Annotated in this window: 19 protein-coding genes and 1 tRNA gene; 7 read left to right on the forward strand and 13 right to left on the reverse strand. The window is 63.8% G+C overall.

The features are described 5' to 3' along the window. Nucleotides 1–32 precede the first annotated feature (32 nt). Both cysN and cysD read right to left on the reverse strand, forming a co-directional pair. A complete protein-coding gene (gene cysN / locus ACOYW5_RS04995; protein ID WP_423068155.1) occupies nucleotides 33–1,952 on the reverse strand; it encodes a sulfate adenylyltransferase subunit CysN in 1,920 nt (639 codons plus the stop codon). Beyond that, a complete protein-coding gene (gene cysD / locus ACOYW5_RS05000) occupies nucleotides 1,952–2,869 on the reverse strand; it encodes a sulfate adenylyltransferase subunit CysD (RefSeq protein ID WP_423068156.1) in 918 nt (305 codons plus the stop codon). The genes cysN and cysD overlap by 1 nt, the downstream gene beginning before the upstream one ends. Before the next feature lie 300 nt (nucleotides 2,870–3,169). Between cysD and ACOYW5_RS05005 the strand changes: the two genes are divergently transcribed. Further along, the gene (locus ACOYW5_RS05005) at nucleotides 3,170–4,222 is read left to right on the forward strand and encodes a cysteine synthase A (protein WP_423068157.1); all 1,053 of its coding nucleotides are present in this window, start codon (nucleotides 3,170–3,172) and stop codon (nucleotides 4,220–4,222) included. Continuing rightward, nucleotides 4,219–4,929: an alanyl-tRNA editing protein gene (locus ACOYW5_RS05010; RefSeq protein WP_423068158.1), complete on the forward strand. Its 711-nt coding sequence runs from the start codon at nucleotides 4,219–4,221 to the stop codon at nucleotides 4,927–4,929. The genes ACOYW5_RS05005 and ACOYW5_RS05010 overlap by 4 nt, the downstream gene beginning before the upstream one ends. A gap of 3 nt (nucleotides 4,930–4,932) precedes the next feature. Here the strand turns inward: ACOYW5_RS05010 and ACOYW5_RS05015 are convergent, their stop codons facing one another. The 5 genes from ACOYW5_RS05015 to ACOYW5_RS05035 form a co-directional block, all read right to left on the reverse strand. Further along, a complete protein-coding gene (locus ACOYW5_RS05015) occupies nucleotides 4,933–5,988 on the reverse strand; it encodes an amino acid ABC transporter substrate-binding protein (protein ID WP_423069404.1) in 1,056 nt (351 codons plus the stop codon). Between the two features lie 88 nt (nucleotides 5,989–6,076). Continuing rightward, nucleotides 6,077–6,874: an amino acid ABC transporter ATP-binding protein gene (locus tag ACOYW5_RS05020; protein WP_423068159.1), complete on the reverse strand. Its 798-nt coding sequence runs from the start codon at nucleotides 6,872–6,874 to the stop codon at nucleotides 6,077–6,079. Between the two features lie 3 nt (nucleotides 6,875–6,877). Continuing rightward, nucleotides 6,878–7,999, reverse strand: coding sequence for an amino acid ABC transporter permease (locus ACOYW5_RS05025; protein ID WP_423068160.1), 1,122 nt, complete (start codon nucleotides 7,997–7,999; stop codon nucleotides 6,878–6,880). A gap of 4 nt (nucleotides 8,000–8,003) precedes the next feature. Further along, the gene (locus tag ACOYW5_RS05030; protein ID WP_423068161.1) at nucleotides 8,004–9,194 is read right to left on the reverse strand and encodes an amino acid ABC transporter permease; all 1,191 of its coding nucleotides are present in this window, start codon (nucleotides 9,192–9,194) and stop codon (nucleotides 8,004–8,006) included. Between the two features lie 90 nt (nucleotides 9,195–9,284). Continuing rightward, nucleotides 9,285–10,301 (reverse strand): amino acid ABC transporter substrate-binding protein, encoded by a 1,017-nt coding sequence (locus ACOYW5_RS05035; protein ID WP_423068162.1) that lies wholly within the window; start codon nucleotides 10,299–10,301, stop codon nucleotides 9,285–9,287. A 215-nt stretch (nucleotides 10,302–10,516) separates the two neighbouring features. Between ACOYW5_RS05035 and metC the strand changes: the two genes are divergently transcribed. Next, nucleotides 10,517–11,701: a cystathionine beta-lyase gene (gene metC, locus ACOYW5_RS05040; RefSeq protein WP_423068163.1), complete on the forward strand. Its 1,185-nt coding sequence runs from the start codon at nucleotides 10,517–10,519 to the stop codon at nucleotides 11,699–11,701. 3 nt (nucleotides 11,702–11,704) lie between these two features. On the opposite strand, the gene ACOYW5_RS05045 is transcribed toward metC, so the two are convergent. After that, nucleotides 11,705–12,403: a phosphatase PAP2 family protein gene (locus ACOYW5_RS05045; protein WP_423068164.1), complete on the reverse strand. Its 699-nt coding sequence runs from the start codon at nucleotides 12,401–12,403 to the stop codon at nucleotides 11,705–11,707. Nucleotides 12,404–12,505: 102 nt separating this feature from the next. Between ACOYW5_RS05045 and ACOYW5_RS05050 the strand changes: the two genes are divergently transcribed. From ACOYW5_RS05050 to ACOYW5_RS05060, 3 genes are all read left to right on the forward strand, one after another. Continuing rightward, a tRNA-Pro gene (locus ACOYW5_RS05050) sits at nucleotides 12,506–12,582 on the forward strand. A 14-nt stretch (nucleotides 12,583–12,596) separates the two neighbouring features. Next, the gene (locus tag ACOYW5_RS05055) at nucleotides 12,597–12,902 is read left to right on the forward strand and encodes an ETC complex I subunit (protein ID WP_423068165.1); all 306 of its coding nucleotides are present in this window, start codon (nucleotides 12,597–12,599) and stop codon (nucleotides 12,900–12,902) included. A gap of 11 nt (nucleotides 12,903–12,913) precedes the next feature. Further along, complete coding sequence (locus ACOYW5_RS05060; protein WP_423068166.1) at nucleotides 12,914–13,828, forward strand: TraB/GumN family protein; 915 nt, start codon at nucleotides 12,914–12,916, stop codon at nucleotides 13,826–13,828. Here the strand turns inward: ACOYW5_RS05060 and ACOYW5_RS05065 are convergent. Together ACOYW5_RS05065 and ACOYW5_RS05070 are read right to left on the reverse strand one after the other, a co-directional pair. After that, nucleotides 13,815–14,966: a Gfo/Idh/MocA family protein gene (locus tag ACOYW5_RS05065; RefSeq protein WP_423068167.1), complete on the reverse strand. Its 1,152-nt coding sequence runs from the start codon at nucleotides 14,964–14,966 to the stop codon at nucleotides 13,815–13,817. The genes ACOYW5_RS05060 and ACOYW5_RS05065 overlap by 14 nt on opposite strands. Before the next feature lie 10 nt (nucleotides 14,967–14,976). Beyond that, entirely contained in the window at nucleotides 14,977–16,032 is a 1,056-nt protein-coding gene (locus ACOYW5_RS05070) for a sugar phosphate isomerase/epimerase family protein (protein ID WP_423068168.1), read from the reverse strand. A 282-nt stretch (nucleotides 16,033–16,314) separates the two neighbouring features. Between ACOYW5_RS05070 and ACOYW5_RS05075 the strand changes: the two genes are divergently transcribed. Further along, on the forward strand, nucleotides 16,315–16,638 hold the full coding sequence (locus ACOYW5_RS05075) for a hypothetical protein (protein WP_423068169.1): 324 nt from the start codon (nucleotides 16,315–16,317) through the stop codon (nucleotides 16,636–16,638). Between the two features lie 61 nt (nucleotides 16,639–16,699). Here ACOYW5_RS05075 and ACOYW5_RS05080 read toward each other — a convergent pair whose 3' ends face one another. Genes ACOYW5_RS05080 through ACOYW5_RS05090 form a run of 3 tightly spaced genes read right to left on the reverse strand, consistent with a single transcriptional unit; the run spans nucleotide 16,700 to nucleotide 19,359 of the window. Further along, a complete protein-coding gene (locus ACOYW5_RS05080; RefSeq protein WP_423068170.1) occupies nucleotides 16,700–17,842 on the reverse strand; it encodes a Gfo/Idh/MocA family protein in 1,143 nt (380 codons plus the stop codon). 4 nt (nucleotides 17,843–17,846) lie between these two features. Further along, nucleotides 17,847–18,596: a sugar phosphate isomerase/epimerase family protein gene (locus ACOYW5_RS05085; RefSeq protein WP_423068171.1), complete on the reverse strand. Its 750-nt coding sequence runs from the start codon at nucleotides 18,594–18,596 to the stop codon at nucleotides 17,847–17,849. 13 nt (nucleotides 18,597–18,609) lie between these two features. Beyond that, on the reverse strand, nucleotides 18,610–19,359 hold the full coding sequence (locus ACOYW5_RS05090; protein ID WP_423068172.1) for a sugar phosphate isomerase/epimerase family protein: 750 nt from the start codon (nucleotides 19,357–19,359) through the stop codon (nucleotides 18,610–18,612). Nucleotides 19,360–19,412: the final 53 nt, after the last annotated feature.

The following is a 19,412-nucleotide window of genomic DNA, read 5'->3' on the forward strand; positions in this document are numbered from 1 at the left end:
GGCGCCAGCTTTCGGAGCCCCATCCACAGGCACTAGATGGTGTAGCCGGTGTCCCAGTCGAAGATACGGGCATAGAGCTCGTCGGCCATCTTCACCGGGTCATGCAGGGCCCCGTGAAGCACCACGTCCGGCTTCTCCGGGGTCTCGTACGGGCTTGAAATGCCGGTGAAATTCTTGATCTCGCCGCGCCGCGCCTTGGCGTAGAGCCCCTTTGGATCGCGGGCCTCGCAGACCTCGAGCGGGGTGTTCACATAGACCTCGGTGAACTTCACGTCGCCGGCGATTTCGCGCGCCAGGCGGCGCTCGTTGCGGAACGGCGAGATGAACGAAACCACGACGATCAGGCCGGCATCGGCCATCAGCCGGGCCACTTCGGCGACGCGACGGATGTTCTCGACGCGCGCCTCATCGGTGAAGCCGAGATCCTTGTTCAGCCCGTGGCGGACGTTGTCACCATCGAGGATGTAGGCGTGCCGGCCTTCCACAGTGAGGCGCTTTTCGATCAGGTTGGCGACGGTCGACTTGCCCGAACCCGAAAGGCCGGTAAACCACACAATCTGCGGTGTCTGCCCCTTCAGGTCGGCGCGCACCTGCCGGTTCACGTCGAAGCTCTGGTAGCTGAGATTGAGCGCGCGCTGCAGTCCGTAGTCGATGACACCGGCGCCGAGCGTGGCGTTGGTGATGCGGTCGATCAGGATGAAGCTGCCGGTCAGGGGGTTGTCGCCGTAGCTGTCGAAGGCGATCGGCTTGTCCGTCGCGATGGTGACCGTGCCGACTTCGTTCAATTCCAGAGTCTTGGCAGCGCTTTGTTCGAGCGTGTTGACGTTGGTTCTGAACTTCAGATCGGTGATCGAGGCGGGTACAAGCTGTGACCCGAGCTTCAGCAGGTAGGAGCGGCCGGGGATGGCCTGCTCGTCGTTCATCCAGACCAGCCGGGCCTGGAACTGGTTGGAATAGTCAGGCGTCTCGCCGGCATGCACCAGCACGTCGCCGCGCGAGATGTCGACCTCGCGATCGAGAACGAGCGTCACCGCTTCGCCGGCAATGGCGCGTTGCTGATCGCCATCCATGGTGACGATGCGGGCAATGCGCGCGGGCTTGCGCGAGGCGGCAACGAGGATGTCGTCGCCGACCGCCACTGCACCGGATGCGACGGTGCCCGAAAAGCCCCGGAAATCGAGATTGGGCCGGTTCACCCACTGCACCGGGAAGCGGAACGGCTTTTCGACCCGGTCGGAGGCGACCTCCACCGTCTCGAGATAGGGTACCAGCTGCGGCCCTTCGTACCAGGGCATCTGCGCGCTCGGCGCCAGAATGTTGTCGCCCTTCAGCGCCGAAACCGGGATGGCCACCAGGGTTTCAAAGCCGAGGTCCTTGGCGAATTCGCGGTATTCGGCCTCGATGGCGTTGAACACATCCGCGTCGTAGCCGACGAGATCGATCTTGTTGATCGCGAGAACCACATGCTTCACCCCGATCAGGCTGAGGATGAAGCTGTGACGCCGTGTCTGGGTCAGCACGCCTTTGCGCGCATCGATCAGCACGATGGCGAGGTCGGCGTTCGAGGCACCGGTCGCCATGTTGCGGGTGTACTGCTCGTGGCCCGGCGTGTCGGCGACGATGAACTTGCGCTTGTCGGTCGAGAAGAACCGGTAGGCGACGTCGATGGTGATGCCCTGCTCGCGCTCGGCGGTGAGGCCGTCGACCAGCAGCGAGAAGTCGATGCCTTCATCGCCGGTGGTACGATTGCGGCTCTCCTTGCGGAGGCTGGCGAGCTGGTCGTCGAGGATCAGCTGGCTGTCATAGAGCAGGCGGCCGATCAGAGTGGATTTGCCGTCGTCGACGGAGCCACAGGTCAGAAAGCGCAGCAGCCCCTTGTCGGTCTGTTCGGCGAGCCACAGATCGAGCGCGGTTTCGGCGGCGGAGGCAGCGGTCACGGGTATGCTCGCCATCAGAAATACCCTTCCTGCTTCTTCTTCTCCATCGAGCCGACGCTGTCGGAATCGATGAGACGGCCCTCGCGCTCGGAGGTGCGGGAGGCCTGCATCTCCATGATGATCGAGGGCAGGTCGGCAGCATCGGAGCGGATGCCGCCGCTCAGCGGATAGCAGCCGAGGGTGCGGAAGCGGATCATCTCTTCGCGGGCCGTCTCGCCGGGGTTGAAGCGGAAGCGGTCGTCATCGACCATGATGAGTGTGCCGGAACGCTCGACCACCGGGCGGCGGCGAGCGAAGTAGAGATCGGGGATCTCGATGCCCTCGGCATAGATGTAGGTCCAGACGTCGAGCTCGGTCCAGTTCGAGATCGGGAACACCCGCATGCTCTCGCCCGGCGCCAGCCGCGTGTTGAAGATGCGCCAGAGCTCGGGCCGCTGGTTCTTGGGGTCCCAGGCGTGCTGGGCATTGCGGTGCGAGAAGATGCGCTCCTTGGCGCGGGACTTCTCCTCGTCGCGGCGCGCGCCACCGATCGCGGCATCATACTGGCCGGCGTTGAGCGCCTGGCGCAGCGCCTGCGTCTTCATGATGTCGGTATGCACGGCCGAGCCGTGATCGAACGGGTTGATCCCGGCGGCGATGCCATCGGGATTGGTGTGGACGACGAGATCGAGATCGTGTTGCCGAGCCATGCGGTCGCGGAACTCGATCATCTCGCGGAACTTCCACCGGGTGTCGATATGGAGGACCGGAAACGGAATACGGCTTGGAAAGAAGGCCTTGCGCGCCAGGTGCAGCAGGACCGAGGAGTCCTTGCCGATCGAGTACATCATCACCGGCCGCTCGAAACTCGCCGCGACTTCGCGGAAGATTTCGATGCTTTCGGACTCGAGGGACTTGAGGTGGCTCAAGCTACGGGGGCCGGTAACGGTCATTGTGCTGGGCAGTCCGGTGTTGCAACGGTGCTGAAATACGCGCTCCCCAACAAGCCGGCAAGCGCAAACAGACTACTAAAAAGATCAACTAATATAGTCGTTTGCGCGGACTCGATCCGAAAAAGGTGGAGCTTGTCTCGCTGTCGCGACGCTGGAAACGAGACCGCGGGTCGGGCCTCGCAAACGAAAATCTATTTCTGCCGGGCGTCGACACGCGTTACCCAATCCGCGCCATAAGCCTTGGCAGGCCCGCCAGCGCCCCCTACCCTGACCGCCATCCTTCCATAAGTCCTTGATCCAATGACAAACCATCGCGACGTTATCTCGGCCATCGGCAACACGCCCCTGATCCGGCTCAACCGTGTGTCCGACGCAACCGGGTGCGAAATCTGGGGCAAGGCGGAGTTCCTCAACCCCGGGCAATCGGTGAAAGACCGCGCGGCGCTGTACATCGTGCGCGACGCTGAACAGCGAGGATTACTGCGCCCGGGCGGCACGATCGTTGAGGGCACGGCGGGCAATACCGGCATCGGGCTGTCGATGGTGGCCAATGCGCTGGGCTACAAATCGGTGATCGTGATCCCCGAGACGCAGAGCCAGGAGAAGAAGGATGCGCTGACCCTCCTCGGCGCCGAACTGATCCAGGTGCCGGCCAAGCCCTACAAGAACCCGAACAACTACGTGAAGCTGAGCGGCCGCCTCGCCGAGAAGCTGGCGAAGGAGCTGCCGGGCGGCGCCATCTGGGCCAACCAGTTCGACAACACTGCCAACCGGCAGGCCCATGTCGAGACCACCGGCCCCGAGATCTGGGAGCAGACCGGCGGCAAGATCGACGGCTTCATCTGCGCCGTCGGCTCCGGTGGCACGCTGGGCGGCGTCTCCATGGCGCTCAAGGCGAACAATCCCGACGTCCAGATCGGCCTCGCCGACCCGGAGGGCGCGGCGCTCTATAGCTATTACACGACCGGCGAGCTCAAGAGCTCCGGCAACTCGATCACCGAGGGCATCGGCCAGGGCCGTATCACCGCCAACCTCAAGGATGTGGTGGTAGATCGCGCCTACCAGATTCCGGACAGCGAGGCCCTGCCCTACGTATTCGACCTGCTCGAATATGAGGGGCTGTGCCTCGGCGGCTCGTCGGGCATCAACATCGCCGGTGCCGTGCGGCTGGCCCGCGACCTCGGACCGGGAAAGACCATCGTCACCGTGCTCTGCGATTACGGCAATCGCTATCAGAGCAAGCTGTTCAACCCCGAATTCCTGCGCTCGAAGAACCTGCCGGTGCCGCACTGGCTGGAAGCGCGCGCGCCGATCGACTGGCGCGCGGTGGTGGAGCCGGAGCCGGTCGCATGACGGAGTTCGTCTTCCGCGACGACAGCTATGTCCGTTCGCTGCCCACGCTCGTCACGGCGATCACGCCCGAAGGTGGCATCGTGCTCGACCGGACGATCTTTTATGCCACCTCGGGTGGCCAACCGGGTGATACCGGCCGGCTGGAGCGCGCCGATGGCTCGTTCATAACCATTGCAGGAACCATTCATCCGGATGGCGACAAGACGGCAATCCTGCAACAGCCGGCGGAAGGTTCGCCACAGTTGCAGGTCGGCGAGGAGGTCATCGCGCATCTCGACTGGGAGCGCCGGCACAAGCTGATGCGCATGCACACCGCGCTGCATCTCGTCACCGTCGTCCTCCCCTACCCGATCACCGGCGCAGCGGTCGGCGAGGACAAGGGGCGCGTCGATTTCAACCTGCCGGATGTCCCTGACGCCGCCGAAATCGAACGCAAGCTCAATGACTTGGTGAGCGCCGACCATCCGGTGACGTCGGAGTGGATCACCGATACCGAGCTGGAGGCCAATCCGGGGCTGATCAAGTCGATGAACGTCAAACCGCCCATGGGCCAGGGCCGGGTCCGGCTCGTGCGGATCGGCGATGTCGACCTGCAGCCCTGTGGCGGCACGCATGTGAAGAGCACCGGCGAGATCGGGCCGCTCAAGCTCGGCAAGATCGAGAAAAAGGGCGCCATCAACCGCCGCGTGACGGTGCTATTCGGCTAACCCCTACTCGATCGGCGGGGCCCAGAGCAGGCCGCCATTGCTCCACAGCGCATTCTGTCCGCGCACCACGGCCGCCCCGGTCGAGGGGCCGAAATTGCGCTCGAAGATCTCGCCGTAGTTGCCGACGGCCTTGATCACGTTCGAGATGAACAGGCGATCGAGCCCGATGGGCGGCCCAAACGTACCCTCGAGCCCCAGCAGCCGCCGGATGCGGTGCGACTTGGTGGCGGCGAGGGCCTCGATATTGGCGGAGGTGACACCGGCTTCCTCGGCGTTGATCAGAGCGAACAGGGTCCACTGGACGATATGGAACCACTGATCGTCGCCGGCGCGGATGACCGGGCCGAACATATCCTTGGAGATGCGCTCGGGCAGGATGCGGTGAATGGCCGGCTCAGGCAGGGCGCGCCGCACGGCGTTGAGGTAGCTGGCAGAGGCGGAGACGGCGTTGCACAGCCCCTGCTGGTAGGCGACGATCAGGTCCTCGCGATCCTCGTACAGCACTTCGTTGTAGGTGGACTGGGTGCCGAAGAAGAACTCGCGCAGGTTGGCGAGTTGCTCGGGCTCGTCGAGAATACACACGGTGACGTTGTCCAGCTCATAGGCCGACACGAAGCCGAGCGATTGCGGCACCATGATCGCCTGCCCGTCGTAGAACGAGGTCGCGACATAGCGGGCGCCGTAGCCGGTATCGCGCCGCATGGTCCAGGGCGCATTGCGGGCGATGAGATCGATGGTCCCGGTCTGCAGCTGCGCGAAGCGGCTGTCGCCGGAGAGCGGCAGGAACTCCATCTTGCTGGCGTCATTGAAGATGGCGACCGCTACGGCGCGGCAGAAGTCCACATCGAAGCCGGTCCAGCGGCCATCGCTGCCCGGCTGGGCAAAGCTCGGCAGCGGGTCGGCGGTGGCGCAGATGAGGTGGCCGCGATCGCGGATGGCCTGCAGCGTCGGGCCCGCCGGGGCCGGCGTCTCCTGCGCAGTCGCCAGGGCCGGCAGTAGGACGGCCGAAAGAATTGATGCGGCGCGGACGAGGCTCCGCCAAGCGGCCGCGACCGTCATGGACACTTCAATGCTCCTGCTCGCCCTCGGCGCGCAATATCCAGATCGAGGGCGGCGGGGTCAAGGCGGCATCGCCGCCTTGGTCCAATCAGTGGAGGATCTGGCTGAGGAACAGCTTGGTGCGTTCGTGCTGCGGGTTGGAGAAGAACGCTTCCGGCTCGTTCTGCTCGATGATCTGGCCCTGGTCCATGAAGATGACGCGGTTCGCTACCTGGCGGGCGAAGCCCATTTCGTGGGTGACGCAGATCATGGTCATGCCGTCCTCGGCGAGACCGATCATCACTTCCAGCACTTCCTTGACCATTTCCGGATCGAGCGCCGAAGTCGGCTCGTCGAACAGCATGATGCGCGGATTCATGCAGAGCGAGCGGGCGATAGCCACGCGCTGCTGCTGGCCGCCGGAGAGCTGGCCGGGATACTTCTTGGCCTGCTCGGGGATGCGCACGCGTTCGAGATACATCATGGCGGTCTCCTCGGCCTGGGCTTTGGGGATGCCGCGGACCCAGATCGGGGCGAGCGTCAGGTTCTGCAGGATCGTCAGATGCGGGAACAGGTTGAAGTGCTGGAACACCATGCCGACTTCGCGCCGCACCTCGTCGACGCGCTTCAGGTCCGAGGTCAGTTCGGTGCCGTTGACGATGATTTGGCCCTGCTGGTGCTCCTCGAGCCGGTTGATGCAGCGGATCAGCGTCGACTTCCCGGAGCCCGACGGCCCGGCGATGACGATGCGCTCGCCCTTCATCACCTTGAGGTTGACGTCGCGCAAGACGTGAAAATCGCCGAACCACTTGTTCATACCGACGATCTCGATCGCCACCTCGGTCTTTGAGACCGTCATCTTGGTGGTGTCGATGTCGCGGTCGGTGACGGACATTGCTTCGCTCATTTGTTATCTCTTGTATCCGGTGTTGAGCCGCCGCTCGACCCACATTGAGTAGCGGGACATGGCAAAGCAGAAGACCCAGAAGATCATGGCCGCGAAAACGTAGCCGGTGATATCACGCGTCGGGGCCGCCCAACTGTTGTCGGAGCTTGCAGATTGCACTGCGTTGAGCAGATCGAAGATGCCCACGATCGAGACCAGCGATGTGTCCTTGAACAGCGAGATGAAGTTGTTGACGATGCCGGGGATCGAGTGCTTGAGCGCCTGCGGCAGTATGATCAGCCCCATCGCCTTCCAGTAGCCAAGCCCAAGCGCCGACGCCGCCTCCGTCTGCCCGCGCGGGATCGCCGCGAAGCCGCCGCGAACCACTTCGGCGAGATAGGCCGCGGTGAAGAGCGTCACACCCACAAGCGCGCGCAGCAGCTTGTCGACCGACATGCCCTGCGGCATGAACAGCGGCAGCATGACCGAGGCCATGAACAGCACGGTGATCAGCGGCACCGCGCGCCACAGCTCGATGAAGGCGACGCACAGCCCCTTGACGATCGGCAGCTTGGAACGCCGCCCCATGGCAAGCAGGATGCCGAGTGGCAGCGAGCAGATGATGCCCACGAGCGCAATGATCAGGGTGACCATTAGGCCGCCCCAGCTTTCGGTCGGCACTTCCCTCAGCCCGAACATGCCGCCGTTGAGCAGGATGTAGGCAACAACTGGGAACACCACGAAGAAAAGCGCGGCGTTGAGGCGCTTGTACGGCGCCTTCGGCATCAGCAGGGGAATCAGCAGCAGCGCCAGCAGCAGGAAGACGATGTTGACGCGCCAGTACTCGGCCGTCGGATAGAAGCCGTAGATGAAGAACGTGATCCGGGCCTCGACGTAGATCCAGCAGGCCCCAACGTTCAGGACCCGGCAGTCCTCGACGGTTCCGGAGAACACGGCGTTGCCGATCATGAAGCGGTAGATCAGCGGGATCAACCAGTAGAGGAACAGCACTACGAGCACTGTCATCACGGTGTCCGCAGGGGTCGCGAACAGGTTCTTGCGGAGCCAGAGCAGTGGACCGGAAGTGCGCTGAGGAGCCGGGCGGCTGCTGGCCATTTCGGTGCGAACGAAGCCGATATCGGTCATCTGCTCACCTCTCCACCAGCGCGATGCGCGCATTGTACCAGTTCATCAACGCCGAAGTGCTGAGGGACAGCGTCAGATAGACGAGCATTGTGATCGCCACAATCTCGATGGCGCGGCCCGACTGGTTGAGCGAAGTGCCCATGAACACCGCAACGAACTCGGGATAGCCGATCGCAGCGCCGAGCGAGGAGTTCTTGGTTATGTTCAGGTACTGGCTGGTCAGTGGCGGGATAATCACGCGCATGGCCTGCGGGATGATCACCAGGCGGAGCCGGTGGCCTTCCTTGAGGCCGAGGGACTGGGCCGCCTCGGTCTGGCCGTGGCTGATGGCCTGGATGCCGCCGCGGACGGTCTCGCCGATGAAGGTGGCGTGGTAGAGCGACAGGCCGACGACCAGCGCCACAAGCTCGGGCGGGAGTTGGACTCCCCCTTTATAGTTGAAGCCCTGCAGCACCGGCGGATCGAACTGGAGGTTGGTGCCGGAGACCGGCAGCGACAACAAGGTGACGACGGCGATGACGCCAACGCCAACCAGGAAGCTGGGGAACTGCTGTCCGGTCGCATCCTGGCGCTTCCGCGCCCAGCGGCTGATCGCGACAGCCACCACGACGCTCACCAGGAAGGCGACCGCAACAAAGATGAAACGATCGTCGAGCAGAGGCTTGGGGACGTAGAGGCCGCGCTGGTTGAGAGCCCAATCGCCGAAGAAGAGGATGGACTGCTTGACTGCCGGCATCGCCTTGAGCACGGCGAAGTACCAGACGAACAGCTGCAGCAGCAGCGGAATGTTGCGCACGACCTCGACGTAGACGGCAGCCAGGCGCGACACGATCCAGTTGCTGGAAAGACGCGCGATGCCGAGGACGAAGCCGATGACGGTGGCGACAACGATGGATATGGCCGAAACGAGCACTGTGTTGACGACACCGGTCAACAGCGCCTGCCAGTAGATCGACGAGCGGTTGAACCCCGTCAGGGTGAAGCTGACCTCGAACCCGGCCGTGCCCCAGAGGAAATCGAAGCCGGTAGTCTTGTTCTGGGCGCGCAGGTTCGCGCCGGTATTGGCGACAACCCATGCCGCAAACAGGACGACCGCCGCAGCGACCGCAATCTGGTAGAACACGCCCCGGACCTTCGGGTCGTTCAAGAAGAAAACCTTGTCATCGGGCCGCCGCCCGACGTCTATGCTGGCCAATGTGTCTCTCCTGCCCGAGTGACGAACCGCGCGCTGGGTGGATGCGCCAAAGGCGACCGGCGCCCCCGAGGGAGCGCCGGTGCTGTCTGGTTAGCGGATCGGCGGAGCGTACTGCAGGCCGCCATCGGTCCACAGGGCGTTGAGACCGCGGGCCAGGTTCAGCGGCGAGCCCGAGCCAACATTGCGTTCAAAGATTTCGCCGTAGTTACCGGTGCCCTTGATTGCCTGGTAAGCCCAGTCCTTGGTCAGGCCAAGCGGGGTGCCGAAGTCGCCCTCGACGCCAAGCAGGCGGCGGATGGTCGGGTTGTCCGAACCCAGCATCTCGTCGACATTGGCCTGGGTCACGCCCTGCTCTTCAGCTTCGAGCAGCGCGTAGTACACCCAGCGGTTGATCTCGAACCAGGTGTCGTCGCCCTGGCGCACCACGGTGGCCAGCGGCTCCTTCGAGATGATGTCGGGCAGCAGGATATGGTCTTCCGGCACGGCGAACTCGGTAATGTTGCCGGCTAGCTGCGAGGAGTCCGATGTCAGCACGTCGCAACGGCCGTCTTCGTAGGCCTTGAGCACTTCAGCCTGGCCCGTGAAGGTCACCGGATTGAACTCGAGGCCGTTCGACGAGAAGTAGTCGGCAGCATTGAGCTCGGTGGTGGTGCCGGACTCGATGCAGACGGCGGCGCCGCTCAGCCCTGAAGCCGAAGTGATGCCGTCGGCCTTGCGGACGACGAAACCCTGGCCGTCGTAGAACAGCGTACCCACGAACATGAGGCCCAGCGTGGTGTCGCGGGTCATGGTCCAGGTGGTGGTACGCGCCAGGAGGTCGACTTCACCCGAGCCGAGGACCGTAAAGCGATCGGACGAGGTGGTCGGGGTAAAGCGGACGGCGGTCGGGTCGTTGAAGATCGCCGCGGCGAGCGCACGGCAGTACTCGACGTCCAGGCCGGCCCAGTTGTTGCTTGCGTCCGGCTGGCTGAAGCCCGGCACGCCCTCAGTGACGCCGCACTGCACGAAACCGCGTGCCTTCACATCGGCGAGCGTATCGGCAAGCGCAACGCTGCCCGACAGCCCGAATGCGGCGGTCGCGGCCAGCATGAGGATTTGTTTCTTCATTGATTTTGCCTTTGTTCCTGACCCTGTTGGCCGATGGGCTTGGCCCCAAGCCCGCCCCCCGGCGGCACCTCCGCCTTTGACGGCGGGAGTGATGCTGCTAAGCATCGAAGCGGCAATCGAGGGTTGCGTCAAGCTCCATGGCCACATTGGGGCAGCAAACCTGACTGTTTTTTGTTCAACAATCCCCTGTGACTGCGTTTTGTGCAGAGTTTGCAATGACCGAAAACGACCGGAAATCCGGCACTTCCCTCTCCCAAGAGTCCATTCTCACTCATTCCGGGCGTGCGTCCGAGGAGCATCTGGGCTTCGTCAACGTACCAGTGTTCCGCGGCTCGACCATCCTGTTCAATACGCTCGACGAGCTCGAGGACTACAAACGGACCTACCGCTACGGTCGCAATGACAACCCGACGAACCGGGCGCTGGCCCAGCTGGTGACTGAACTCGAAGGCGCCGCAGGGACAGTCATTTGCCCGTCGGGGCTGTCGGCTGTCTCCACTGCCCTCCTCGCCGCAGTTTCAGCCGGGGATGAGGTGCTGATCACCGACTCGGCCTACGAGCCAACGCGCACGTTCAGCTCCGAGGGGCTGGCGCGACTGGGGATAACCACGCGATATTACGATCCTCGCATCGGGGCCGGTATCGCCGCGCTGATCACCGATAAGACCAAGGCGATCTTCGCTGAGACACCAGGCTCGCTCACCTTCGAGATGCAGGACCTGCCGGCCATCGTCGCCGCGGCGCACGCGCGGGACGTCATCGTGATCGTCGACAATTCGTGGGCAACGCCGCTCTATCACTCGCCGCTGAAGCTCGGCGCCGACATGGTGATGCATGCGGCAACCAAGATGTTCGTCGGACATTCCGATGCCATGCTCGGCACGGTGTCCGCGAACGAGAGGACCTGGAACCGGCTGCGCCGGACGCATCGCATCCTCGGTGTCGCCACCTCGCCGGACGACTGCTACCTCGCCCTGCGCGGCATGCGGACGCTGGCGCTGCGGATGAAAAATCACACGGAACAGAGCGTTGCGTTCGCGCAGTGGCTGGAGACGCGACCCGAGGTGGAGGAGGTCTATCACCCCGCCCTGCCCTCGCATCCGGATCACGCAATCTACCAGCGCGATTTCACCGGCAGCGGCAGCCTGTTTGCGTTCCGGCTCAAGAAGCGCTCGCGCGACGCCCTGGCAGCTATGGTCAACGGCTTCGAGCTCTTCGGCATGGGCTATTCGTGGGGCGGCTACGAGAGCCTGTGCCTGCCGTTCGATCCCGGCAATATCCGCACTGCGGTGCCCTGGACGGCCGAAGGCCAGATGTTCCGCGTCCATATCGGCCTCGAAGGTTTTGACGACCTCAAGGCCGACATGACAGCCGCGCTGGAGCGCTATAGCCGCGGGTAGCGATCACGCCCGCCGGGTGATGCGCCCGTCAGTGCTCTCGAACAACCAGCCGCGCGCTACGAACAGCTGGCGCACGGCATAGGCGCCGACAACGCCAAGCACCGCGCCGGCGGTGATGTCGGTCGGGTAATGCTCGCCGAGGACGACACGGGACACCGCGATCAGCACGGCAAAAAGCAGCGCCGGCCAGAAGGCCCTGGGCCACAGGATCGCTATGACTGCCGCCAGGGAGAAGGCCGTGGTAGCGTGGCCCGACGGGAAGCTCTGGTACTCCCAGGCGCCCCAGTTCATCGGCTGGAAACTCAGCGGCGCCTCGACGGTCCACGTTTCCGGGCGACCGCGGCCAAGGGCGCGCTTCAGCAACGTCGCCGCGAGGCTCGGCAGGCCGACGCCAACGAAGATGAAGCCGCAGATCGCGGCAAACTGGGCCGCCACCAACTTCACCCGCTCGCGCGTCACCAGCGACAGCAGCCAGCCACCCAGCCAGCCGACGACAGTCGGGATCAGGATCCAGTCCGATTCGCCCCAGCGGGTGATCCAGCGGAAGAACGGCCGCACCGGCTGCGCGGTCTCCTGGGCCCACTGCGAGATCGGGTGATCGAGCAGGTAGAGCGCAGCGATGGCCACTGCAAAGCCGATGAGGATCGGCAGAACACTGCGGCGGCTGAGGCCAAACGGCCAAGGTTTGCTGGAGTCGATCATGGCGCCTAAGTGCGCAAAGAGGCGGGTTACGTCAACTCTGCGTCGCAAATCCCGGCAATGCTTGCGCTTTGCGGCGAGTGCGGATAACGGATTGCGATAGTTCGGGGTATAGCTCAGTCTGGTAGAGCACCGGTTTTGGGAACCGGGGGTCGAGTGTTCGAATCACTCTGCCCCGACCACTAAAGAGGAAGCGATGACGGCACGTATCTATCGGCCTGCACCAAATGCGATGCAGTCCGGCCGCGGAAAGTCCAAGGACTGGGTGCTGGTGCATGAGCCGGCGTCCGCACGCGAGATCGAGCCGTTAATGGGGTACACCTCCTCCGCCGACACTAGGGCGCAGATCCGGCTCACCTTCGAGACGCTCGAAGAGGCCGAGGCCTATGCCCACCGCAACGGCATCGCCTTTCAGGTGATGCCCGAGCACAAGGCGACGGTGAAGCGGAACAGCTACTCGGACAATTTCCGCTCCGATCGCAAGACTCCCTGGACCCACTGAGGCCGGGCGGAGTGACAAAACTCCGCTACATCGCCGCGCCGTTGCTGTTGGCCGGATGCCTCGTCACGCCGGCTCTCGCCGAGCCGGCGTTGTGGCGCGTGAGCGACGCCGACAGTTCGATCTACCTGTTCGGCTCGGTGCACCTCTTCACCAAGCAGGTGGACTGGCGGACCCCGCAGTTCGATTCGATCCTGCACTCGGCCGACCACGTCTATTTCGAGGTGGTGATGGATATCGAGGCCTACTCGACAATTACACAGATCACCCTGACCAAGGGCATGTTTCGCGACGGACGAACGCTGCGGGACGTGCTGACGCCGGCGCAGTTCACCCGGCTTTCGACGATTGCGGGCACTGTGAGTGCCGACATGGCTGCACTCCAGCGCATGCAGCCATGGCTGGCGACGATGACCCTGATGCAGGGCGCTTATCCAAAGACCGCCGCCGGGGTGGAGACACTGGTCGACAGTGAAGTGGACCCCCGGCGCAAGCGCGGCCTCGAGACAGCGGCCGAGCAGATGGGCTTCCTCTCCGATGCCCCACTCGACGAGCAGGTCACCACGCTGATGTCGACGCTTGATGGCATCGAGAGCGGCGCCGTCAGCGCACTCGACGACCTGATCGATGCCTGGCAAAGCGGGGATACCGCGTCGCTGGCGGAGACGATCGAGGCCCAAGTCACGCCCGAGGACGCGGCGCTCTACAACCGGCTGCTGACCGACCGAAATGCCCGCTGGGTCAAGCCGCTCGAAACTCTACTGGCGACGGACGACCGGTCGCTGGTCATCGTCGGCGCGGCGCATCTCGTCGGCCCCGACGGCGTGCCGGCGTTGCTGCGCGACAGGGGCTATACGGTCGAGCGAGTTGACCAGTCGCCGACGGGAGCCCCGTCGGCGACTGAAGACCGAGATCTCAGACGTCGCTGAACTTGGTCCACTTGCCGTCGTTCTTGGACGAGGCGATCGAGGCGGTGATGAACTCCACTCCCTCGACGCCATCGGCCAAGCTCGGCAGCAGTCCGGCCACGTCCTTGCCCTCGCCGCGGATCACCTGGGCGAACTGGCTGTAGAGCGTGGCGAAGGCCTCGAGATAGCCCTCTGGGTGCCCTGAGGGGACGCGAACGTTCATCGATGCCGCCGGATCGGCGGAGATGGCGCCACCGCGGGTCAGCAACTGCTTGGGTTTGCCGAACTCGGTGTACCACATGTAGTTCGGGTTATCTTGGCGCCACTCGAGGCCGGCCTTCTCGCCATAGACGCGAAGTTGCAGGCCGTTCTCGGAGCCCACCGCCACCTGGCTGGCCCAAAGCATGCCGCGGGCGCCGCCGTGGAAGCGGAGCAGGATGTTGACGTTGTCGTCGACCTTGCGGCCCTTCACAAAGCTCTGCAAGTCGGCGCTCACCGCCTCGGTCTTCAGGCCCGTGACGAAGCGGGCGAGATTATAGGCGTGCGTGCCGATATCGCCGATCGCACCGCCGGCGCCGGAGCGCTTGGGGTCGGTGCGCCAGGCGGCCTGCTTGTTGTTCGGATCGGCCGGGTTGGTCAGCCAGTCCTGCGGGTACTCCACCTGCACGACGCGGATCTTGCCGAGCGCGCCGGATTTCACCAGCTCGCGCGCCTGCCGCACCAGCGGGTAGCCGGTGTAGTTGTGCGTGAGCAGGAACTTGGCGCCCTTCTTCGGCTTGATCGCCGCCAGCGCCCGCGCGTCCTCGAGCGTCGAGGTCAGAGGCTTGTCGCAGATGACGTGGATGCCAGCCTCGAGAAAGGCCTTGGCCGGGCCGAAGTGGACGTGGTTCGGGGTGACGATCGAGACCGCCTGGATGCCGTCCTTGCGGGCGGATTCCTTGGCCGCCATCTCCTCGTAGGAAGTGTAGATGCGGTCCTCGGCGAGCCCGAGGTTCTTGCCCGACTCCTTTGCCGTCGCCGGATTGGACGACAAGGCGCCGGCGACGAGATCGTAGTCGCCGTCAATGCGGGCCGCGATGCGGTGCACGTAGCCAATAAAGGCTCCGGTACCGCCGCCGACCATGCCAAGACGAATGCGCGGTGCGCCGTTCTCTGCCATTTCTTCCCCCTTAGCTCAGACCGAGAATCTTGCGGTTGGCCGCCTTGTCGGTGCCCGACGCAGCGAAGTCGTCGAAGGCCTTCTCGGTGACGTTGATGATGTGGCTCTGGATGAACGGAGCCCCTTCCTCGGCGCCCTGCTGCGGCGACTTGATGGCGCACTCCCACTCGAGCACGGCCCACCCGTCAAAGCCGTACTGGCTGAGCTTCGAGAAAATGCCGGCGAAATCCACCTGGCCATCGCCGAGCGAGCGGAAGCGCCCTGCCCGGTTCACCCAGGACTGGAAGCCGCCATAGACGCCCTGCTTGCCGGTCGGATTGAACTCGGCGTCCTTGACGTGGAACATGCGGATGCGTTCGTGGTAAAAGTCGATGTATTCCAGATAGTTGAGCTGCTGCAGTACGAAGTGGCTGGGATCGTAGAGCAGGTTCGCCCGCGAGTGATTGTTCACTCGCTCGAGGAACATCTCGTAGGTGACGCCGTCGTGCAGGTCTTCGCTGGGGTGGATCTCGTAGCAGACGTCGACGCCGTTGCGATCGAACTCATCGAGGATCGGGATCCAGCGGCGGGCCAGCTCATCGAAGGCCTCCTCGACGAGGCCGGCCGGGCGCTGCGGGAACGGGTAGAGATAGGGCCAGGCGAGTGCACCCGAAAAGGTCGCGTGAGCCTTGAGGCCGAGGTTCTTCGAGGCCGCGGCGCAATGCTTGAGGTGCTGCACCGCCCATTCCTGGCGGGCCTTCGGATTGCCGCGCACGGCGGGAATGGCGAAGCCATCCGACAGCGTGTCGTAGGCCGGATGGACCGCAACCAACTGGCCGATGATGTGGCTCGCGAGTTCGGCGATCTCGAGCCCGTGGCTGTTCACCTTGCCCTTGAGCTCGTCGGCGTAGGTCTTCGACGTCGCTGCCTTCTCGACATCGACCAAGTGACCGGCCCAGGTGGGGATCTGCACGCCCTTGTAGCCTAGGTCAGCGGCCCAGCCGCACAGATTGTCGAGGGTGTCGAACGGCGCCTTGTCGCCCGCGAACTGGGCCAGGAAAATGGCCGGCCCCTTAATGGTGCGCATGAATACCTCCCTTGGGCGGCTCTATTGGCCACCGATTGTGCACGTACCTCAGGTCTGCGAGCCGCAGTCGGCGGTGGATAAAGCCTGCCGCCGATGTCGCTGAAGCGCCGCTGACATGTCAGGGGCTTACCTTCACTGTGCGCCGAAAACTGTCAAGGCGAGGTGGGGCCGCAAACGCTATCTCACCAACCGGCGTTAAGCACATCGGATGGCGCTCACCAAAGATGAGTTTCGTTCGCTATATTTCCGCGGGCAGGGCTACGCTGCCCCGGGGGATATCAAATGAAGCAACTATTTGCCGCAGTGCTTGCGGCTACGATAATGACCTTGCCCGCATGGGCGGGAGCGCCTCTCCGCATCCATTTCAAGAACGCTTCGAAGCTGACGATCACCGAACTCTACGTGGAGATCGTGACCGCCGAAATGGGATCTGAACGGCTTAAAGGAAAGCCGATCCCTCCCAAAGGAAAGCTGCAGGTGCTGCTCGACGACGGGGCGAACAAGTGCGTGGTGGACGTGCTGATCAGGGTCAAGGAAGGCAAGGAGTTCAACTATCGGGCCCAGCTTTGCCAGAACCACGAGTTCATCTTCCGGGGTCGATTGTAGCCACCCAGAACGGCCGCCATCCAACGACAGCGGTCGTTCCAAAGATTGTCGGTGAGAACGCTTACTTCAGCAGCGCGCGGGCTTCATCCGGGCCCAGCGCCGCGGGGCGCTGGCAGGTGGTGGCAAGCGTGATGACCTGGCCGGTTTCGCCCGACTTGAGGATCGAGGTCAGCACATCGACGGCGTGAAGCGCCACGTCGAGGCCGCAGCGGGCGGCCTTGCCGGTCTCGATCGAGTCCATCATGTCGCTCAGGCCGGCGTTGCGGTAGTTGGCACGCGGCGCTGGCTTGTCGAGATCCTGGTTGGCGACGCCGAATGGGTGATCCCACGGGGTCACCTTCTCCTTGGTGCCGGCGCGATCGGTGATCGTGACGTCGCCGTTGAAGAAGTTCGGATCGGGCACGTAGACCGAGCCTTCGGTACCGTAGAGCTCGATATTGTGGTGGCCGTTGCTCGACACGTCCCAGCTGGCGCCCAGCGTGATGATGGCGCCGTTGTGGAACTCGAGGATGGAGTGGATCGTGGTCGGGGTGTTGACCTTGATCCTGGTGCCCTGGAAGGGCGAGCCGGCCGTCGTCACTTCACGCTCTTCGCGTGCCTTGCCGGTGAAGGCGGTGACACGCTTGATCGGGCCGACGAGGCTGATCAGGTCGGTGACGTAGTACGGACCCATGTCGAGGATGGGGCCGCCGCCGGGCTGGAAGAAGAAGTCCGGATTGGGGTGCCAGTGCTCCATGCCGCGACTCATGACGTGCATGGTGCCGGATGCGATCTTGCCGAGCCTGCCGGAGTCGATGATCGAGCGGACCTGCTGGTGCGAGCCGCCGAGGAAGGTGTCCGGCGCGGAGCCGACCTTCAGCTTGTGCTCGTCGGCCAGCGCCTTGATCTGGATGCCTTCCTCGACGCTGAGGACGAAGGGCTTTTCAGAGTAGGCATGCTTGCCGGCGCTCAGGATGTCCTTGGTGACCTGGAAGTGGGTCGAGGGGATCGTGAGGTTCACGATCACATCGATCTCCGAGTTCTTCAGCAGCTCGTCCGGGGTTTGGGCCGCGACGCCGTATTCCTCAGCGCGCTTCTTGGCGGCCTCGGGAATGATGTCGGCGACGGCGCGGACTTCGAGGTTCTTGAACAGCGGGGCGAGGCGCAGATAGGCAGCCGAGATGTTGCCGGCTCCCATGATGCCGACGCCATAGGTCTTTGCCATGATCTTAGGCTCCAAGGGTCTTGATGAAGGCGATCGAGCGCGAAGCGAAGCGGTCGATGTCCTTGGGATTGTCGTGTTCGGCGACGAAGTATTGCGCCTTGGTCTGGTTGCGGACGATCGGCCACAGGGTCTTCCAGGGCACGATGCCCTGCCCTGCGTCGGCCCAACCATCCTCATCGGTATTCTCGCCAGCCGGGGCGATGTCCTTGACGTGGACGGCGACGATGCGGTCGCCGAACTTCGACAGCCAGGTGGCCGGGTCGGCCTTGCCGCGTACGATCCAGGCGACGTCGGCTTCGACGTTCACGGCCGGCGCAGCCTCGAGCAGCAGGTCCATCGCGTACTTGTCGTCATAGGAGACGAACTCGAAGTCGTGGTTGTGGTAGCCGAACGTGAGGCCGGCATCCTGCAGCGGCTTGCCGATCTTCTGCAGCTTGTCGCCAAATGCCTTCCAGCCATCAGCCGAAGTCGGGCGCTGGTCCGGTGCCAGCCACGGGCAGACCGCAACCTTGATGCCCAGCGTCTCGGTGAGCTTCAGGGTCTTGGACGTATCCTCAAGGTCGCCGAGGCTGATGTGGGCCGTCGGCATGGTGAGACCGTTGGCGTCGAGCAGGGCCTTCAGCGCTGCCGGATCGGGGTTGGCGTAAAGCGCGCCGTAACCCTCGACATGGGTGTAGCCGAGCGCGGCCACCTTCTTGAGTACGTCTGCCAGCGGGAAATTGCGGGCGCTGAAAAGCTGAAAGCCGATATCCATTGATGTTCTCGATCTATTTCCAGGCGTTGACGGTAGCGATGGAGCGGGAGGCGAACCGGTCAACATCGGCCGGGTTATCGTGCTCCATCACGAAATAGCGGACATTGGTGTGCTGCTTGGCGGCGGCGTAGAGCGCGTCCCAGTCGAGGGTGCCGTGGCCGACATCGGCCCAGCCATCCTCGTCGGCATTCTCGCCGGCGGGCGCGATGTCCTTGACGTGAATGGCGTTGATACGGCCGCCGAACTTCTTCATCCAGGCTATCGGGTCCTGTCCCCCCTTCACCACCCAAGCGACGTCCATCTCCCACTCGTTGTGGGCCGCCGTCTCGAGTAGGATGTCCATAGGCAACCGGCCGCTGGCGGTGGGTTCGAACTCGAAGGCGTGGTTATGCCAGCCAAAGCCGAAGCCGCGCTTGCGGAAAGCCTCGCCGAGGCCGGCGAGGGTCTCGCCAAGTGCGACCCACTTGCTGTCGGGCTGGTTCTCGCGCTCTTCCTTGGACACAGCGGGGCAGTAGAGATACTTGATCCCCAACGTTTCCGCGGTCTTGAGGGCCGCATCTGTGTCCAGTAGCTGAGCGAGGCCGAAATGGCCCGTCGGCATGGTGAGGCCGTACTTCTTCAGCAAGGCGGCGAGGCTTTCCGCCTCGGCATAAAGCCCACCAAAACCCTCGACCTGACGGTAGCCAGCCTTCGCGATGCGGCCGAGCACGTCGTCGAGCGGCGGGAAGTTCCGGGCGCTATAGAGCTGGAACGAAAAATCCAAGAAATATCTCCTCCGCTAATGCGTTCGCCCCGGTTGCAAAACCGGGGCGCGCG

Origin of the sequence: Devosia sp. CN2-171, assembly GCF_049354815.1 — a bacterium.
In the GTDB taxonomy this organism is placed as follows: Bacteria; Pseudomonadota; Alphaproteobacteria; order Rhizobiales; family Devosiaceae; genus Devosia_A.